Consider the following 18,159-nt stretch of genomic DNA (forward strand, 5'->3'; position numbering starts at 1 on the left):
ACGACTTCCCGAAATCTTCGATTTTCGGGCGACAGCGGTCGTGCGCCCGCCTCCCGGCTGGGGCTTCGGTGGTGTTCATCGCGCCGACGCAGTCAACCAGTTATAGATAAACGGCGAGGACACGAACGGGGTTCCCGCGGTGATCGCTCAGTCCTCCGCCCAGTAGTACAGCTCCTCGCGGGGGGCGTCACAGCTCGGACAGTTCTCGGGGAGCTCTTTACCGATCTCGCCCATTTCGCCGCACTCCCAGCAGCGCCACATCACGTACGCGGTGCCGAAGACGTCGCGGGCGTCGGTGAGCGCCTGCGCGTTCGTCACCCCCGGTACGGAGACGTAAAAGCCCGCGTCGTCGATTCCGCGGACGCTACCTAACTCCTCGCCCGACTCGTCGTACACCGTCTGTCCGATGCTCACGTCGGCGAATTCGGGTTCTTCGGAGGCCATGCGCGACGATACGCGCCGAACTGATTTAAATCATGGTCCACGTTGACAGAGGACAGCCCGACGAGGACGGTCGCGTACGGCCGAGCGGCTGGGGCTACGAGAGTGTAAGCGAAAAGTCGGGAAGAGACTCGTCAGGCGACCGGCGTGCGCTCGACGACGGTGCCGTCGACGGTCGGGTACTGCTCGACGATCTCGCCTTCGGTCAGGTCGCCGTCCTCGACCATCTCCTCGAGGAGCCACCACGCGACCTCGACGTGGTTCGACTTCACCGTGTAGAACTCCTCGGGGACGCCGAGCGCCTCGAACCGCTCGGCGTCGGCGAACGCCTTCCCGTAGACTAAGGTTCCGTCGTCGGTCACCTCGTCGAACTCGCGGCGGATGTTCTTCGCCATCCGCTTCAGGCGGTTGCGGTGTTGGGCGGCGTCTTTGAACACCGACGTACAGAAGTACACCTTCTCGTGGCTCGCCATCTCGTCGAGGATGGCGTCGTCTTTCGACCCCTCGACGGCGGACATGTGCCCCTCCTGAAGCTCGAAGCCCTCCTCTTGCATCCGGCGGTAGTTGCCGTCGGACATCTCGAACTCGTTGATGTTACAGAACTCGGCGGCGCCCTCGTCGAGGAACTCCAAGAACTCCGGCTCCGCGCGGATGCCGGGGATCTCGAAGGCGGGCGTGAGCCCCTCCTCGCGGGCGATGTGGAGGATCTCCTCCCATTCGGTCCCGTGCATGTCGCCCCACATCTCCAGCGGCGGGTGGAAGCGGATCTCGTCGAGACCGGCCTCCGAGAGCCGGCGCATGTTCTCGCGGCCGCCCGTGATACCCGTATAGAGGTGCGTGTGGTGGTCCTCGCCGAACTCGTCTTTCAGCAGTTCGAGGTACCGGGTCGTCTTCGCCATCGCCTCCTGCGGCTCGCCGCCGGTGATCGAGGTGCCGAGCGCGCTCATGCGCTTGGCCTCCTCGATCACGTCCTCGTCGGACTCGACTTTCCGCTCGTTGGCGTACACGTCGGTGACGTTCTTCCGGTTCTCTCCGAGGGGGCAGTAGAAGCAGTCCCGCTGGTCGCAGTAGCCGTAGACGAACAGCACCATCTTCCCGCCCTTGGCGCACTGTTCACAGCCCTTGGAGATCATCTACCCCCTACTACCGGCCGCGGCCCCAAAAAGCGTCCGAACCGCGCGTTCCCGGGAGATCCGTTGTCACGGCCCCGTCCGTCCGCGGTCGGCCCGCGGAGCGGCCGGACCGAACACAAAGTATGTACCGCGGCCGTCGTGACGGCAAGACATGAGATCCGGTGAGCCGTTCGATTCCGGCGACGAGAACCGCTCGAAGACCGACGCGACCACCCGCCGTGGTGCGCTCGGACTCGCGGGCGCCGTCGGGCTCGCCGGCTGTACCGCGCTCGACGTCGCCACCGGCGACGAGCCCGCGGAGTTCGCGGCCGGCACGGCGACCGTTGCGGACGCGACGCTCTCGGAGACCGGCTACGAACTCAACGACGTCTCGGATCAGACCGTCTCGCGGGAGTTCGAGGTGGCGGGCTCGACCCGAGAGGTCCAGGTGACGAACACCATCGCCGAGTACGACAAGGCGGTAGAGCTGTTCGGTGAGAACTACCAAGCGGCCGTCTTCGCCGCGCTGGCGACGCCGCAGGTCGAGGTGCTCGGCCAGTCGTTCAACCCGATCGAGGACCTCTCTCCCGACGAGCGCGCCGCCCTGATCGCCGACCGCTACGAGGGCGTGAGCAACCTCGAACGCGGCTCCCAGTACACCACGGGGGTGCTCGGCTCCGACGCCGAGGTCGTCGTGTACGCGGCCGACGGCGAAATCGAGGGAACGGGCGTGAGCGTCGAACTGGAGTTCCACGTCGGCGCCCCGGTGGAGGCCGGCGGCGACTTCGTCGTCCCGCTGGCGGCGTACCCCGCCGCCTTCGGGGACGGCGAGAACGTCCGCTCCATGATGAACGGGATCGAACACGAACCGGCCGACGAGTAGCCCGTCTCCCGCCGTCCCCTCGGCCGGCGAGCGGCGACGGAGCCCGAGCCGAAAACATATGCCGACCCCTCGCGTAGCGTCGACCGATGCTGCTCGTCCTCTGTGTCGACCTCGACGACGACCTCGGCCGCAAGACCGGGATCCCCACGCCCGTCATCGGCGCCGACGACGTCACCGAGGCCGCGGTCGCGCTCGCGACCGCCGACCCCGAGGACTCCGACGTCAACGTCCTCTTCCAGGGCGTGAACGTCCACGACGAGCTGGCCGCCGAGGGCGAGGCCGTCGAGGTCGCGGCCGTCACCGGCGTCGACGGCGCCGACGTGAAGGCGAACCGCGCTGTCGGACAGGAGGTCGACCGCGTCCTCGCCGAGCTGTCGACCGGGGAGGAGGTGTCGGCGGTCGTGATCACCGACGGCGCCCAAGACGAGTCCGTCCTCCCCGTGATCCGGTCGCGGATGCCGATCGACGGGATGCGCCGCGTCGTCGTCCGACAGGCGCAGGACCTCGAATCGCTGTACTACACGATCAAGCAGGTCCTCGCCGACCCGGAGACGCGCGGCACGATCTTAGTCCCGCTCGGCGTCCTCCTTCTGATCTACCCGCTGGTCGTCGTCGCGAACCTCTTCGACGTGGCGGGCGCGGCCGTGTTGGGAATCCTCTCCGGTGCGGTCGGCCTCTACTCGCTGTTCCGCGGGCTGGGCCTCGAAGACACCGTCGACGGGACCGCCGAGACCGTCCGCAACGTCCTCTACACCGGCCGCGTGACGCTCGTCACCTACGTCGTCGCGCTCGCCTTGGTCGTCGTCGGCGGGGTTCAGGGGGTCGACACGGTCGACGCCGTCCGGGCCGTTCAGGGGGGGTCACTCGCCGCCGGCACCGCGCTCGCCGCGTTCGTCCACGGGTTCGTCCAGTGGCTCAGCGTCGCCGGCGTCACCTCCAGTCTCGGCCAGATCACCGACGAGTACCTCGCGGGACGGTTCCGGTGGCGCTACCTCAACGCGCCGTTCTACGTGGTGTCCATCGCCGTGGTGTTGTTCGCGCTCTCCGGCTTCTTCCTCCCGGACGCCGCCGGCGTGACGGCGCTCGACCTCTCGGAGCTGGCGATGGCGCTCGCGGCGGGGACGCTCATCGGCGTGTTGAGCACGCTCGCGTTCGCGGTCGCGGAGTCGCAGCTCCCGTCCGCGGAGCCGGTGTGAACTGAGAGAGACAAAGACGGGACGCGTTCGGAGTGCGAGGCGGCGACGGGACGGCTAGCGCGGCGTCCAGGAGTCGCAGGCCTCCATGTCGTCCATGAGCTCGTCGTAGTGGGCGCAGTAGGGGCGCATGCCGTCCTCCGTGCGGACGTAGTCGAACTGGGCGCAGTTACCGCAGTAGGCGTCGCCCGGCCCGTCGCGGGCGGCGGGCGAGCCCGGCGAGGGCGCCGATTCGGGGCTCGACGGCGACGACGGAGCGTCGGTCTGGCCCGCGTCGTCGAGCGGCGAGGTGATGTCGGTGTCGGCGCTGCCGCCGTCGCTCACGCCCGCGGAGCCCGACGGGGAGCGGTCGGCGGTCGCGGGGCCGCCGGTCGAGTTCCCGGCGACCGACGCGCCGCTCGGCGCGGACGTGGTCGACCGCTCGGTCGTCGGCGATCCGCCCGACGAGCCGTCGGCGTCGGGGCGGTTCGTCTGCGTCTCGACCTCGCCGTCGGGCGTCCCGCCGAGGAGGCCGATGCCGCCGCGGCTGCCGAGTTGGTCTCGGGGGACCTCGACGACTTTCGTCTCCCCCTTGTGAGTCACTTCCATCGTGACGGTGCCGCCGGGGTCGTTGCGGGTCTTGAAGTTCGCGACGCCGACGAACACGCTCCACAGCGTCGTCGCGGCGCCGAGGAAGTAGACGCCCGCGGTCGGGAGGGTGAGGTCGGTCAGTTCGGGGCGCGGACCGCCGACCCACTGCTGCGGGTACGCGTGCGCGAACAGCGCCACGCCGAGACACATGACGGTCGCGCCGACGATCGCCGCGACGTAGGTGTTGCGGTCGGCCGGCAGCACGGCCATCACGCCGAGCAGGACGAGCGGGAGTCCCACGCCGCCGAGGATCCCGCCGAGCTGGCGGGCCTCCGCAGAGGTGTAATCGCTCGGTATCAGCACCTCCGCGGCCACGAAGAGGCCGACGACGAGAAGCAGCGTTCCCGCGACGAACGAACCCACACCGAGATAGAGGCGACGCGGCTCGGCCCCGGAGCGCCCCCGTCCACCGTACGCCTCCGAGAGACTGGTCATGGGCGGGGTACGTCGTCCACCGTGAAAACAGTACGTCAGACGATCACGAGTCGCGGGCGAAACGGAAGGGGGTGACGGCCCGCTCAGAGGAGCGCGTCGACGTCGACGTGGTCGCCCAGCAGTTCGGCCATCCGGTCGACCGTGCGGACGTCTCGGGTGCGCCCGCCGCGGACGACCTCCTCGGCGCGGTCGATGGCCGTGACCGTGTCCGTGTTCACCGCCAGCACGGGCTTGCCGGCGTCCGCGGCCTTGCCCAGCACCGCGCCCGAGGGGCGGTGGCCGCCGGTGAGCACGAGACAGGCGACGCCGGACGCCTCGAGGGCGGCGGTCTGAACGTCCGCGCGGTCCCCGCCGGTGATGACGGCCGCGTCGCGGGCGCGCCGGAAGTACCGGAGGGCCTCGTCGCCGCCCATCGCGCCGACGAGGAACCGCTCGACGAACGCGTCGGTCGGCGCGTCGGTGAGCAGTTCGGCGCCGAGTTCGTCGGCGAGTTCGCCGACCGTGACGCCCGCGAGCTCCTTCTCGTGGGGGACCGCGCCGAAGACGGAGATGCCGCGCGATTCGAGGAACGGAATGCCGTCCTGATCGAGCGACTCGAAGGCGTCGTCGGTGACCTTGTTGAACACGACGCCCGCGAGGCGGTCGCCGAACGCGTCCGCGGCCGCCAGCACCTCGTCTAGGTCGTTCGGCGAGCCGTACTCGGCCACGAGGACGACGCGCGCGTCGAGCAGCTCCGCCACGTCGACGTCGGTGAGGTCGACGACGCCGCCGGTGGTCCAGCGGCCGCCGCCCTCGACGAACACCTGGTCGTGGTCGGCCGCGATCCCGTCGTACTCCTCGCGGACCCGCTCGCTCAGGGCGTCGGCGTCTTCGGTGCCGCGGATCGCACCTTGGACGAACGTCGGCGAGTAGACGACGGGCTCCATCTGGTGCATCTCGGTGTCCAAATCGAGCACCTCGCGGGCCAGCATCGGGTCCTGATCGAGCGTCTTGCCGACGTTCGACTGGAGGCGGGTGCCCTTCGGTTTCATGTAGCCGACGCTGCGGCCGCGGTCGGCGGCGAGCCGCGCCAAGGCGACGGTGATCGCTGTCTTTCCGGTGCTGTCTCCGGTCGCGGTGACGAGTGTGGTGGGTGTGTCAGTCATTGGTGGGTTCCTCCGCGTCGAGCGGGGTCGGGTCGTGCTCCGGGTCGGCCGCCGGGGAGTCGAGTTCCTCCGGATCGACGGTGAGTCTCACGTCGACGGCGGCGGCGTTCGTGCCGCCGTCGTCGTCGGGCAGTGCGACGAGGGGGTTGATGTCGAGTTCGAGGATGGCCGGGAAGTCGGTGACCAACTGCGAGAGCCGGCCGATCGTCTCGATCACGGCGTCGACGTCGACGGGGTCGCGGCCGCGGGCGCCGCGCAACAGCGGCGCCGACTGGATCTCCTCGGTCATCTCGCGGGCCTCCGGTTCGGAGACGGGCGCGACGCGGAAGGTGGTGTCTTCCATCACCTCCACGAAGATGCCGCCCAGCCCGAACATCAGCAGCGGGCCGAACTGCGGGTCGCGGTTCATGCCGACGATCGTCTCGACGCCGTCGTCGAGGTCGACCATCTCCTGTACCTGAACGCCGAGGACCGTCGCGTCCGGCTGGTAGTTTCGCGCGCGGGTGATCAGGTCCTCGTAGGTGTCGGCCACGTCGTCGTCGCTCACGCCGACGGCGACGCCGCCGATGTCGGACTTATGCAGGATGTCCGGCGAGACGATCTTCATCACCACGTCGCCGGAAACGCCCTCGGCGACCTCGCGGGCGCGCTCGGGCGAGTCGACGATCTCGCCGTCGGGGGTCGGAATGCCGTAGGCGTCGAGCAGTTCCATCGCCTCGACGCCCAACCGATTATCGTCGCGGTCGCGCACGCTGGCGAGGATCTCGTGGGCGCGCTCGCGGTCGACGTCGAACGACATCGCCGGGGCGTACTCGCGCTCCTTGATGTCGCGGTACTCCGCCAGCGTCGCGAGGCTGTCGATGGCGCGCGCGGGGTCGAAATAACAGGGGATCCCGCGCGCCTGAAGCTGCTGTTTCGGTTCCCGCGTCCGGTCGCCGCCCATCAGACAGGCGGCCACGGGCGCGTCCATCTCCTCGCTGACCGCCTCGATGGCGTCGGCCAGATCGGCGAAGTCGATCGTCGCCGTCGGCGCGGCCAGCACCAGCGCGGCGCCGACGTTGTCGTCGGTGACGGTGATCTCGAGCGCCTCGCGGAACCGCTCGACGTCGGCGTCGCCGATCACGTCGACCGGGTTGTGGATGTTCGCCTCCTCGGGCATCGACTCAGCGAGCCGGTCGGTCGTCTCGGCCGTGAACGACGCCATGTCGAGGTCGGCGTCGCCGACCGCGTCGGTCGCCATCACGCCCGGGCCGCCGGCGTTCGTGACGATGGCGACGCTGTCGGTGTCGGGCAGCGGCTGGCTCCCGAGGATGCCGGCCGCGTCGAACAGCTCGTCGACCGACTCGGCGCGGATGACGCCGGCCTGGTCGAGCCCGGCCTCGTACGCCTTGTCGGAGCCGGCGAGCGTCCCGGTGTGCGAGGAGGCGGCCTGCGCGCCGGCGCTCGTCCGCCCAGACTTCACGGCGACGATCGGCGTGTCTTGGGTCGTCTTGCGGGCGGTGTCGATGAACTCGCGGCCGTCCTCGATCCCCTCGAGGTAGCCGATGATCACGTCGGTCTCCTCGTCGTCGCCCCAGTGGTCGACGAAGTCCGTCTCGTCTAAGACGGCCTTGTTGCCGAGCGAGACGACGTCTTTGAACCCGATCCCGTTGTCGTTGGCCCAGTCGAGGACCGCGGTGACGAACGCCCCGGACTGGCTCATGAAGGAGAGCCCGCCGGGAAGCGCGTTCTCGGGGCCGAACGTGGCGTTCATCCCCGAGGGCGTCGACATGATGCCGAGGCTGTTTGGGCCGACGAGGTTCAGGTCGTACTCGTCGGCTAGCTCCGCGAGGTGACGCTCCCTCGCCGCTCCGTCCTCTCCCGTCTCGCCGAACCCGGCGGTGATCACGACGACGTTACGGACCCCGGCCTCGCCGCACGCCTCGATGGCGTCTAACACGATCGAGGGGGGGACGACGATGACCGCCACGTCGGCGTCCGCGTCGGCGACGCCGTCGACGCAGGGCGTGTCGAGCACCTCGTCGTAGTTCGGATTGACGGGGATCGTGTCGCCGTCGAAGTCGTCGAGGAGATTCGACGTGACGGCGCGGCCGACAGCGCCCTCACGGGCGGTCGCGCCGACCACGGCGACCCGGTCCGGGTCGAACAGCTCGTTGAGCGTACCCATCAACGCGGAGGTAGGCGAAGCGACGGCTTAAGATCGGTGGGAGGTTCTTCGAAATCGGAGTCAACGGTGAACGATCGATCGGGTTTCGGTCAGGGGTCCGTCGATCCCGACGGCAAATCACGTGCGGCGCCGTAGGGGGCGGCGTCGTCACCGCCCTCTCGGTCCGGGGTGGGATCGGAGTCGGCGGCCGGCGCACCGCCGTCCGACTCGGCCGGAGGCGACCCCCTCGCGGCGCCCCGGCGCGGGCCGCGCGTCCCCGCCGGCGGCGTCGAGTCGCTGTCGGCGTCCGGCACGCTGAGCGTCACCTCGTTCCCGTCGGCGTCGGCGTCGAACGTCAGATCGCCGCCCGAGCGGTCGGCGATCCAGTAGACGAGCCACAGCCCCATCCCGTCGGTGTGCGTCAGGTCGTCCATCTCCCAGCGGTCGGTGATCGGGTTGCGCTCGTCGGCGGGTATCGGCGGCGCGTTGTCTCGGACGGTGATCTCGACGCGCTCGGACGGGGCGGTGACCTCGACCGCGACCCGCGGGGCCTGCTCCGCGTGTTCGATCGCGTTCTCGACGAGCTCCGCGATCGCGTAGTCCAACTCGGGGTGCGTGAACGCCTGGAGGTCGTCGGGACAGCGGACGGACACCTCCGCGGCCGCGGCGTCGCAGTCGGCGAGCGCGTTGTCGACCGCGGTCTCGACGAGCGACGCGACTCGGAGCGGCTTCGGCGGTTCCGTCCGTCGGAGGAGGTCGATCACGCCGCGTTGCTTCTCGGCCGAGGTCAACAGGTCGTCCGCGACGCGTCGGATCGTCTCCGCGTGGTCGATGAGGTCGGCGGCGAGTTCGGCGGCGTCCTCGCTCCACGACTCCGGCGCCCGGAGCGCGTCGTCCGCGCGCGTCGCGATCTGCTCTGCGGTGCCGTCGACGATGTTCATGTCGTTGCGGATCGTGTGGCGCAACAGGTTGTCCATCACCGTGAGCTGGCGCTTCCGCTGGTACTCGTCGGTGACGTCGCGGGCGAAGCCGGTGACCGCGACGACCTCCTCGTCTTCGACGACCGGGCGGCCCGGCACCCGTACCCAGCGGATTCCCTCGTCGGGAGCGCCGATCCGGTAGTCGAGGTTCGTCGACTCGCCGCACGAGAGCCGCTGCATCGCGTCCTTGACCGCCGGACGGTCGTCCGGGTGAACGACCTCGAGGAACCCCTGCGGCCGCTCGCGCAGCGCTTCGCGGTCGATCCCGAACACCGGCTTCGTCGCCTCGTTGACGAACAGCAGTTCGCTCCAGTCGGCGGCGAACATCCACAGCACGTCCGGCGAGGTGGAAGCGATCGTCTCCAGCCGCCGTCGGGACTCGACCTCGAGCGTGACGTCGCGGGAGCTCAGCGCGTAGCCGTCGATGCCGGTCTCCGACGGCGGGTACACGCGCGTCCGGAGCCACAGCCAGTCGCCGTCGGCGGTCGCGTAGCGATACTCGAGCGGCCCGTCCGGCCGAACGTCGCTGCGAACGGCGGCCTCGAAGAGTTCCCTGACGCGGTCGACGTCTTCCGGGTGAACCAGCTCGAACGCGTCGGTGCCGACGAGCGAGCCGGGGTCGAACCCGAGCAGCGCTTCGGTCGCCGCGTTGAGATACCGGAACCGCCCCGTCTCGTCGATCACCGCGATTTTGTCTTGCGCGAGATCGATGAGAGTCTCTGGTTCCGGCGAGCGAGACATACGCGGATCCTTCACGAACGGCTGTATAACCTTGACCGTTCGATTATCAGGCTCGAAAAATGACGGGGAGAGAACGTGTCCCGAACCGGCCCGGAGTCGCCTCAGTCCGCCGAGACGCCGGGCGCGTCGAACGCGGCGGCCAGCGGGTCGGCGTCTTCGCCCTCGACGGTGACGGAGACGCCGTCGTCGCCGACTTCGATCGCGGCGTCGGCGGCGTCGCGGACGTACTCGGCCGCGTGGTCGCCGTCCGGGTCGAACCGAACGCCTTCGGCGAGCAGCGGCGTGTCGCTCAGCAGTTCGACCTTCCGGTAGGCCGTCGAGAGGGCGATGTCGCAGTCCTCGGCGAGTTCGCTCGTCGTCTTCGGCGTCCCCGCGGCCGAGAGGATCGCGCGGCAGTCGGCGTCGGCGAGCGCCTCGAACGTCGCGTCGAGCGTCGCCTCGTCGTCCGTCGCCGCGGTGCCGTTCGCGCGTGGAGTGCGTTTCATATCTGTACGTACCGGCTCCACGCCCCCGAACAGTGCCCCACCATATGCGGGGTGTTTTATACCGCGACGCGCCCCCGTCAACGTTTTTGCCCGCGGGCGGGCACGGACGAACGAGATGGGATCCGGCATCAGGGCGGAGGTCTCGCTGCCGACCGGGGCACCGGCTCCGTTCGACGGCGTCGTCGACGGCGCGACGCCGGTCACGAGCGTCGCGCGCTGTACGCCGGCCGGCGACGCCGAACGGGTCGTCGTGGAGTTCATCGCGGACGGCGACTTGTCGGTTCCCGACGGAGTGGAGGTCGTCTTCGACTACGGCGGGCGGGCGGCCTACCGGTTCGAGGCGACCGTCGACCCGGACTCGCCGTTCGTCGTGCTCGACCGCTACGAGACGCCGATATCGGAGGCGGTGATCCGCGACGGGCGGCTGCTCATCACTTTCCACGCGAGCGACCTCCCGACGCTGCGATCGGTGTTGGAGGCGTTCCAAGAGTCGTGTCCGGACATGGAGGTGAAGCGCTTACTCCAGTCGACGACGACCCCGACGGAGTCGGATCTGGTCACCGTCGACCGGAGCGAGTTGACGGAGCGCCAGCGCGAGGTCCTCGCGGCCGCCTACGAGGCGGGCTACTTCGATCACCCGAAAGGCGCCAACGCCGGCGAGGTGGCCGAGTCGCTGGGCATCGGTCGGTCGACGTTCACGGAGCACGTCGCGGCCGCCCAGCGGAAGCTGCTCGGCTCGCTGCTCGATTGACCGCGTTCCGAAGCCGCGAGAATCCGAGTCTCGTTTGATGGGCGTGGGTGTCGTACGCACAGCCATGACGCCCCCATCGACACACACCTTCATGTGTCCGGAGTGTCGGCGCTCGATCGAGGTGGACGACGCGATGCGGGCGACGCTGCTCGAGACGGGCTGTGTCATCTGCGGGGCGCCGGTCACCGAGGAGGACATCGGTGGGGCCGCGACGGCCCACTGAGCCGGCCGCGTCGCCGATCGCGTCGTCTCGTGCCCTTTATGCCGCCGTGCGACGAGTGTCGGATATGCCGACGAACAGCGAGGTCGAGATGTCACCCGCCGAGGTGGACGCGCTCCTCTCAGAACACGAGACCGGCGTCCTGTCGCTCGCTCGCGACGACGCGCCGTACGCGATCCCCGTCTCCTACGGCTACGACGCGGACGACCGCGAGCTGTACCTCCGGCTGGTGTCGACGCCCGACAGCGAGAAGCGCGCGTTCCTCGGATCGACGCCGGAGGCCCGGATCGTGGTGTACGAAGACGAGGACGACGAGTACGCCAGCGTGATCGGCGTCGGAACGCTGAACGAGGTCGACCTCGACGAACTCACGCCCGAAACGATCGCGCAGTACGGCGAGGCCCGCCGCCCCCTCTTCGAGATCTGGGCCGACGACAAGCCGGACCTCGACATCGCGCTCTACCGCTTCTCGCCCGAGTCGCTGACCGGGCGGACCGTCGTCGTCGAGCGGGACGACGAGTAGGATTTTCGGCCGCCCGGCGTTTTTCCCGACGGTCGTAGTCGCGGTTGCTGTCAACGACGAGTCCCCGGAGTTCGACTGTCTTCGTCGAGCGGGGGCTCCGGCTCTGTGCCACTCTCAGTTCCGTCTGAACGAGTTTCTCTGACCCTCAGTCCACGCCCTCCCGCCACAGAGCGCGTAGCCGACGACACGTCCGGGAGTCGGAGTGATGCCAAGTCAGGATCCGAACCATGATATGCCCCGGAGCGGCGTCGTCGGCAGTCCGGGGATCACCCGTTCGACGCAAGTAGCTATCTGTTCGAGCAATATCTCGACCGGTCGCCGTCGCTGGTTGGTCGAGGCGCGATAAAGAAAGACCGCGTGTGGATCGGCCCGCGAGGGCCGATAGTTAGGAACTGCGAGTCGCGTCCGCGGCAGCGACGTTAGTCGTTGCGGCGGGTCGCGAGCAGCGCAGCGGCGATGAGCGCGACGAGCGCGACGAGGGCACCGAAGCCGGGCGTGCCGTCGTCGGTCTCGCCGGAGGAGCCGTCAGAGCCATCGGAGCCGTCGGAGCCGTCAGACCCGTCGGAGCCGTCGGAACCGTCACTACCGTCGGAACCGTCACTACCGTCGGAACCGTCGGAGCCGTCGGAACCGTCAGACCCGTCAGAGCCGTCGCCACCGTCTTCGAGGGTGAGCGTGGCCGTCTGGCTGTCGTCGTCAGTGAAGACGCCGTGCTCGTACTCGCCAGCGTCGAGACCGGACGTGTCGACGTCCGCGAACTCGACGGTGGTGCTACCGCCGGCTTCGAGGGTCACGTCCTGACTGGCGACCGCGTTACCGCCAACGCGGAACTCGACAGTCTGAGTGCCCTCAGCGTCGCCGGTGTTCTCGACCGTGGCCGTGATGGTCAGCGCGTCGCCGACCGTCGCGGTCACGTCCTGCGGGTTGAGCTCGGAGACCTCGAAGGCCGCCTCGGCATCCGAGACCTGCTCAACAACCGTGCCGTCGGACTCAGCCGTGAAGGCAGCCTGACGGACCTCAGCGGTGAACGTGTCGTTCACTGCGGCGTCGCTGAGGTCGAAGGTCGCCGAGAACGTGCCGTCGGCCGACACGGCGACGTCCTCGTCGTTGATGATGAAGCTCGTCGAGGCGTCGTCGTCACTGCGGACGCGCACGTTGAACTCCGTCCCGGGCGCGACGTTCGTCGTACCCGTGATGGTCTGCTCTTCGGCGTTCGTCACTTCGATGGCGTCCTCGTTATCGAACTCGCCCTCGGCTTCAGTAGCCGAGAACGTAGCCGAGTTCTCGAGGTACGCTTCTTCGACGGCGTCTCCGTCATCCTCTTCGAGAAGGTCCAGGAGACGTGCGTCCTGCACGTTGAACTGAACCTCGTACTCGTCACCGTCCTCGATGTCCTCGCTGACCTCCTCGTTGAGGGCATCGACATCCGTGACGATGTAGTAGTTGCTCGACGCGTCGTCGTAGACAACCGTGAAGACGTTCGAGAACGCGGTCGAGTCGCTAATGTCCTCGTTCAGATCAATCGAGGTACTCGGCTCGTTCGCACCGGGGTTCTGAAGCTCGAAGACGGCCTCAAGCCGGTCCGAATCTGCCGCGATCGCGTCGTCGTTCGACTCGTACTGACTGTTGTTCGTACTCAAGTAGTCGTAGAACGCAGTGGTGGTCTCAACGTCGTCGATGTCGCCACCGCTGGCGTTCGCGAGGGCGCCCTGAAGACCAGGGGCCGTAAGCTGGTGGACCAGCACGTCGCTGCTGGATCCGTCAGCGTCGATCGCGAGCGTGTCGGTCTGCGTGACCAAGTCGCCCTCAACAGCGCTGTTGATCAGGCTGACCGTCGCGCTCTCGTTCTCGTCGTTCAGCTCTTCAGTGACATCTTCCTGGACGCTCTCGCTGGTACGCCAGAGAGCGAGGCCGGTCTCGCCGCGGTCCTGAATGGACAGCGAAGAGATGGTGTCCGGGTTTTCGAGAGTCTCGTCGTAGCGAACGACGCCGGAATTGTTGGTGTTCGGGCCGACCGCGAGGTCGTACGTGCCCGAATCGAGGATGTCGGTCAGGCTCGACTCGCCGTCGAGAGTGACAGTCGCGTCGTCGTCCGTCGTGGAGACGACCTCAGCGTTGGCGGCACCGGAGCCAGCCGCGTACGTGTTGAAGAGGACTTCAACTTCGTCGTCCTCGTCGTCTTCGATCGTCACGTTGGCCTGGTAGCCGTCGTCTTCCTCGTTGCCGATCACGAGCGTGCCCGTGTCGGTGTTGTCGAGCGTGACCATGATGGACGCAATGCCACCCTGGTCGACAGCGACAGAGTCACCGAGACCGAGTTCGCCGTCCTCTTCCTGGGTCACTTCGATCGAGGCGGTGTCCTCGGCCGTCGAGTCAGCGACGGCGAAAGTGAAGTCGTAGGTACCCTCTTCGATGTCGGTGAAGTCAGTGGCGAGTTCACCGTCGGTCTCCACCTGGACAGTGATCTCGTCGTCGTCGTCGACACCGGAGATGGTACCGAAGTCGCTCGTGTTGAAGATGGTCTGGAGTTCGTCGTCATCGAGGTCACCGTCCGCGCTCACGTCAATCTCGTAGCTTGCGCGGTTGGAGTCGATGTCGAGGTCGGTCTCGTCACCGCTCGCGACCGAGTCGTCGACGAACTCAGTAGTGAGGCTCTGCGTCGTGACCTCGAAGCTGTTCGAGGTCCCAGTGCTGTTCGTGCTGGAAAGCCCGTCACCGTCGAAGTTCAGCGCTTCGGAAGTGTTTGCTGCGTTGACAACAACGTATTCGCCGGTATCGAGACCCGCCGTGTCAAGGACACCGAAGTCGCTGTTGGCTCCCTCAAGGGAGAACTCGTCGACGAGCGTGCCGATGTTATCGTCGTCGTCGACGGTACGAACCTGAACTTCGTCGATACCCTGGGAGTCAGCGACCTCGAAGCCGAGTTCCTGACCCTGCCAGAACGTGCTACCCGAGCTCAGTGCGCGGTCACCACGGTCGCCGACGTACCCAGTATTGCTGTCCACAACGGTGTTGAAGTCATTCTGCGTAACCTCTTCACCGAAGCCTGTTTCAAGCCCGCTAACGGAAGCGGTTGAAAGGTGTGCCTCGTGCTCACCGGGGAAGCCGCCCGTGTCCTCAACGGTGACATCCTTGTTACCGTCAGAACTCACGTCCTGGGCGCCAACAAGAACGCGGTTTCCATCACTGTTGTCGTACGTGATGAGAACCGAACCGTCGAACGATCCGCCGCCATTATTACTTGTACCGACCGTTACTGTACCATCCGAATTGAGCAGCTGGTCATCAAGTGACACCGTGTCGCCGCTATTGACCGCAGCCGCCGGAGCGGCAGCGAAGCCAACAGCGACCATGGAGATGACCATAACCGCCGCAAAGAAGACCGAGCTGGCCTTCTTGCGTGTGGTATTGTCGTTTGTCATTGTGTGTTGTTGTGTTCTGCGTCGCGACAGTCTGCTTTGTCCTCGCCTGCGTCGCCCGTTCGTCGTCAACCAACGCCTCGGCGTGATACGGCCGGACTCGACGCGGATTACTCGCGATCGTGTCGCATTGTGGGGTAGGGGCTGCGGACGATGATTGAGGCGGTCAGTATAAGTACTTTGTGTCGATCGTCGGAGTGTGTGAACGCCTCTCATAGACGTTTCAGGCTCTGAGGCACCGGTTTTCGATTTCGAGACACTTGGAGCGAGGAGATGTGAGGTATAAACTAGCGAGTCATCAAAAAGTCTCTCGACCGAAACAGGTACAAGCCGAGGTTGACATGTTCCAACAGGGCCCCACGGACCCACGCGACCGGGCAGTCACGCTGGCGGTAGGGGACGTCCGGTCGTCTGGGTCCGTCTGGCTCCATTCTGCTATGAGCGACGGTTCCTCCTTTTGAGCTGATAGCGAATCCGGGAGGATCACCTACGCGGGCGGGATCGTCGTCCGATTGCCCGCGAAGACATCACTATCAGTCACCGTCACGGTGCGATTCCCCACCTGATACTCGCCAGGATGTGCGACGCGAATCGTCGCCGTCCCGTTCGTGACCGGTGCGCCGCGTGCGTATTCGTACGTTGCGCCGTCGCCATCCGCACCGACCGTCACCGTCGTCGTCGCGGTCACCTGCTCACCGCTCGGGTCCGACACCTGAATCGTCGCCCCAGGGACGACCGCAAACGTGCGGACGCCGTCGTCGCTCGCGAGCAGTTGGTAATGGCCGGTCGCGGCCGTGTCATTGGCTCCGAGACCCAGCCCCTCGTGAAGCGCCGTATAGGTGGTGTTCGCCGGTGCGCCCTCGCGTTCGGTGACGACAACGTAACCGACCCGGCCTCGGAACTGATCGTACCAGTCGTCCGGATCAGGCGACGCGAGGAACTGATCGTGATTGCTCCGAGCGTAGCCGTACCCCTGTGACTCGCCGTTCACGAAGTAGTTGTACATGCGATTGTCGCCCCATTGGCTCAACACGAAGTTCTGCGGGTATTCGCGGTCAACCTCGTCGGCGTGCGAATCGATCGTGAGCGCGGCGTCGAACTGCGCGCGGTCGTGAGTCGTCTGCCCGACGAGCGACGGAACGAGCAGGAGGTTGAACAGCAACACGACGGCGATCGTCGCGACGAGATAGCCGCGCACTCGAGTGCTGTCCGGGAGCGCGAGCGACGTGATTTCTCCCTCCATGGCTGTCGTGTCCTCCCGTCGAGTGCGAGGCGACGGGGAGTCGGAACCAGCGGACCGACCCACGACGGCGACAGGCCGCGCGATGTCGATCGCCGACAAGAGGTAGACAAGTCCGATCCCCGCGAACGGGGCGATCATGATCGCCAACTGGCCGGCGAACCGGACCTGAATCGTCGCGAGCAGCGTGTAGTACCACGCGAAACAAACCACGACGAGCCAGCCGGGTTCGTAGCGGCGGGCGACCGCCCACGTCGCGACCGCGAGGACCGCAACCGCGAAGTAGAAGCCGAGGCCGAGCTGAAGCAGCGGGCCGAACACCACCGCGAAATCCGGACTGAACAGCGAGGCTGTCTCGGAGATCCCCTCGCGGAAGAACAGGTCGTCCGCGCGCGTCTGGAGGCGCTCGATATCGCCTGGTCGCAGGCGCGCGTAGGCGACGAACCCACCGACGGCGACGACAGCATCGACCGCGACGAGGCCGAGTGGCGGCAGCGAGACGCGGCGCCACAGCTCGCCAAGGCCGACGACGACGACCGCACCGCCCGCGACGAGGACGGGCGTGACCGCGGCGATCGACTCGTGCCACCCCAACGCGAGGTGTGCGGCGAGCGCCCCCGCGGCACCGAGTCCGAGTCCGCCGAGCAGCGGCGCGTTGGCGACGGCCGGCGAGATGTCGTGGCGCACGTCGAGCGCGACACGGAGGCCGACGACGGCCGCGACCGGGACGAACGTGAGCGGCGAGCCGCCGTAGGTGTGGGCGGAGGCGGTCACGGCGACGGCGAGCGCGAGCGCAACGAGCCACATTCTCGCGTCGCGTGCGTGTGCTCGGGCGGCCGTCTGCGCATCTTTCGTGGTTCGCCGTGCGATGTCCGTCCCGAGTGCGGTCAGCGTGACGACGAGCAGGCCGAGCCACAGGTACTGGTGGGCCTGATGATCGAGGAAACCGACGGAGGTGTACACGACGTTGGCGGGCGCAAGCCCGTAGAACAACACCGCCGCGAGCGCGACGCGCACGTCGCCAGTGAGCAGCCGCGCGAGTCGGTAGACGAGATACCCCAACGCGACGGATGCGACGACCGGGAGCCACGCGGCGACCGCGGGCGCGGCGTCGACACCGCCGAACAGGACAGTGACCCACCAGTTTGTCGCATGGGCGAGCGGGCGCGTGCTCGCGGCTCCGCCCATGTCCGCGAACAGCCCCAGATCGAGGATACCGTCGGCACGGGCGGCGAGTCGTTCCTGCCAGTAGCGGAAGAAGTAGGTGTCGTTGGCCGGTGAGACAACGAACCCCCGCTGAAACACGGCGGGCGCGGCCACGAGGCGCGCGCCGGCGACCGCGAGCAGCGTCCCGATCAGGCCAGCGAGGGAGAGTGCGTCAGCGTCGCCACCACCGAGGAGTTGTGCGATCCCGAGACCACTGGCATCGTCGTCATCAGGAGTCGAACCGCCGCGACCGGGCTCAGCGGTCACACCTGACTCGCTGTCGGCGGCCCCGTCAGCGGGTCCAGCCTCGAGGCCGGCGCGGATCGCGTCGGGGTTGACGAGCCGGTAGCCGTCGGCGACTGACTCCGCGAGATCGCGGGCGACGAGCTCGCCGAACTGGCCAGAGTCGAGACCGATCTCGTCGAAGGTCCACGGCTCGCCGTCGCCGTCGCGGTCGACGAGCGCAGCGAGCGCGTCGGTGGCCTCCGGGTGATCCGCGAGGAACGAACGGGTGGTGGCGGTCGTCTCCTCGGGCGAGGGCATTGGCTGTCATCTGTCGGGGGCGCCGATTAGCGGTTTCGGTCGACGGCCGGCGCGAGCGGTCGGATC

General features: G+C 67.6%; 14 protein-coding genes. 5 read left to right on the forward strand and 9 right to left on the reverse strand.

All coding sequences use genetic code 11. From position 1 onward, the window contains the following. Nucleotides 1–147: 147 nt before the first annotated feature. Both ACZ5KW_RS01300 and ACZ5KW_RS01305 read right to left on the reverse strand, forming a co-directional pair. Nucleotides 148–444: a DUF7130 family rubredoxin-like protein gene (locus ACZ5KW_RS01300; protein WP_343779119.1), complete on the reverse strand. Its 297-nt coding sequence runs from the start codon at nucleotides 442–444 to the stop codon at nucleotides 148–150. Nucleotides 445–575: 131 nt separating this feature from the next. After that, a complete protein-coding gene (locus tag ACZ5KW_RS01305) occupies nucleotides 576–1,574 on the reverse strand; it encodes a radical SAM protein (RefSeq protein WP_343779120.1) in 999 nt (332 codons plus the stop codon). A 151-nt stretch (nucleotides 1,575–1,725) separates the two neighbouring features. Between ACZ5KW_RS01305 and ACZ5KW_RS01310 the strand changes: the two genes are divergently transcribed. Continuing rightward, a complete protein-coding gene (locus ACZ5KW_RS01310) occupies nucleotides 1,726–2,436 on the forward strand; it encodes a DUF6517 family protein (protein ID WP_343779122.1) in 711 nt (236 codons plus the stop codon). A gap of 86 nt (nucleotides 2,437–2,522) precedes the next feature. Next, entirely contained in the window at nucleotides 2,523–3,632 is a 1,110-nt protein-coding gene (locus ACZ5KW_RS01315) for a DUF373 family protein (RefSeq protein ID WP_343779124.1), read from the forward strand. Nucleotides 3,633–3,686: 54 nt separating this feature from the next. Here ACZ5KW_RS01315 and ACZ5KW_RS01320 read toward each other — a convergent pair whose 3' ends face one another. The 5 genes from ACZ5KW_RS01320 to ACZ5KW_RS01340 form a co-directional block, all read right to left on the reverse strand. Then, entirely contained in the window at nucleotides 3,687–4,694 is a 1,008-nt protein-coding gene (locus ACZ5KW_RS01320) for a cell division protein CdpA domain-containing protein (RefSeq protein ID WP_343779126.1), read from the reverse strand. Between the two features lie 83 nt (nucleotides 4,695–4,777). After that, nucleotides 4,778–5,839: a phosphotransacetylase family protein gene (locus ACZ5KW_RS01325; RefSeq protein WP_343779127.1), complete on the reverse strand. Its 1,062-nt coding sequence runs from the start codon at nucleotides 5,837–5,839 to the stop codon at nucleotides 4,778–4,780. Next, nucleotides 5,832–8,006, reverse strand: a complete 2,175-nt coding sequence (locus ACZ5KW_RS01330) for an acetate--CoA ligase family protein (RefSeq protein ID WP_343779128.1) — start codon at nucleotides 8,004–8,006, stop codon at nucleotides 5,832–5,834. Before ACZ5KW_RS01330 ends, ACZ5KW_RS01325 begins: the two co-directional genes overlap by 8 nt. A gap of 89 nt (nucleotides 8,007–8,095) precedes the next feature. After that, a complete protein-coding gene (locus tag ACZ5KW_RS01335) occupies nucleotides 8,096–9,706 on the reverse strand; it encodes a PAS domain-containing sensor histidine kinase (RefSeq protein ID WP_343779130.1) in 1,611 nt (536 codons plus the stop codon). A 101-nt stretch (nucleotides 9,707–9,807) separates the two neighbouring features. After that, nucleotides 9,808–10,191, reverse strand: coding sequence for a helix-turn-helix domain-containing protein (locus tag ACZ5KW_RS01340; protein WP_343779131.1), 384 nt, complete (start codon nucleotides 10,189–10,191; stop codon nucleotides 9,808–9,810). A gap of 115 nt (nucleotides 10,192–10,306) precedes the next feature. Between ACZ5KW_RS01340 and ACZ5KW_RS01345 the strand changes: the two genes are divergently transcribed. From ACZ5KW_RS01345 to ACZ5KW_RS01355, 3 genes are all read left to right on the forward strand, one after another. After that, nucleotides 10,307–10,942, forward strand: a complete 636-nt coding sequence (locus ACZ5KW_RS01345) for a helix-turn-helix domain-containing protein (protein WP_343779133.1) — start codon at nucleotides 10,307–10,309, stop codon at nucleotides 10,940–10,942. A 64-nt stretch (nucleotides 10,943–11,006) separates the two neighbouring features. Then, complete coding sequence (locus tag ACZ5KW_RS01350) at nucleotides 11,007–11,165, forward strand: DUF7560 family zinc ribbon protein (protein WP_343779134.1); 159 nt, start codon at nucleotides 11,007–11,009, stop codon at nucleotides 11,163–11,165. A 64-nt stretch (nucleotides 11,166–11,229) separates the two neighbouring features. Next, complete coding sequence (locus ACZ5KW_RS01355; RefSeq protein ID WP_343779135.1) at nucleotides 11,230–11,685, forward strand: pyridoxamine 5'-phosphate oxidase family protein; 456 nt, start codon at nucleotides 11,230–11,232, stop codon at nucleotides 11,683–11,685. Nucleotides 11,686–12,104: 419 nt separating this feature from the next. Here ACZ5KW_RS01355 and ACZ5KW_RS01360 read toward each other — a convergent pair whose 3' ends face one another. Both ACZ5KW_RS01360 and ACZ5KW_RS01365 read right to left on the reverse strand, forming a co-directional pair. Beyond that, nucleotides 12,105–15,107, reverse strand: a complete 3,003-nt coding sequence (locus ACZ5KW_RS01360; protein WP_343779136.1) for a DUF7827 domain-containing protein — start codon at nucleotides 15,105–15,107, stop codon at nucleotides 12,105–12,107. A gap of 484 nt (nucleotides 15,108–15,591) precedes the next feature. Beyond that, entirely contained in the window at nucleotides 15,592–18,093 is a 2,502-nt protein-coding gene (locus tag ACZ5KW_RS01365) for a hypothetical protein (RefSeq protein WP_343779138.1), read from the reverse strand. Nucleotides 18,094–18,159 lie beyond the last annotated feature (66 nt).

Source organism: Halorubrum ejinorense (genome assembly GCF_055389685.1).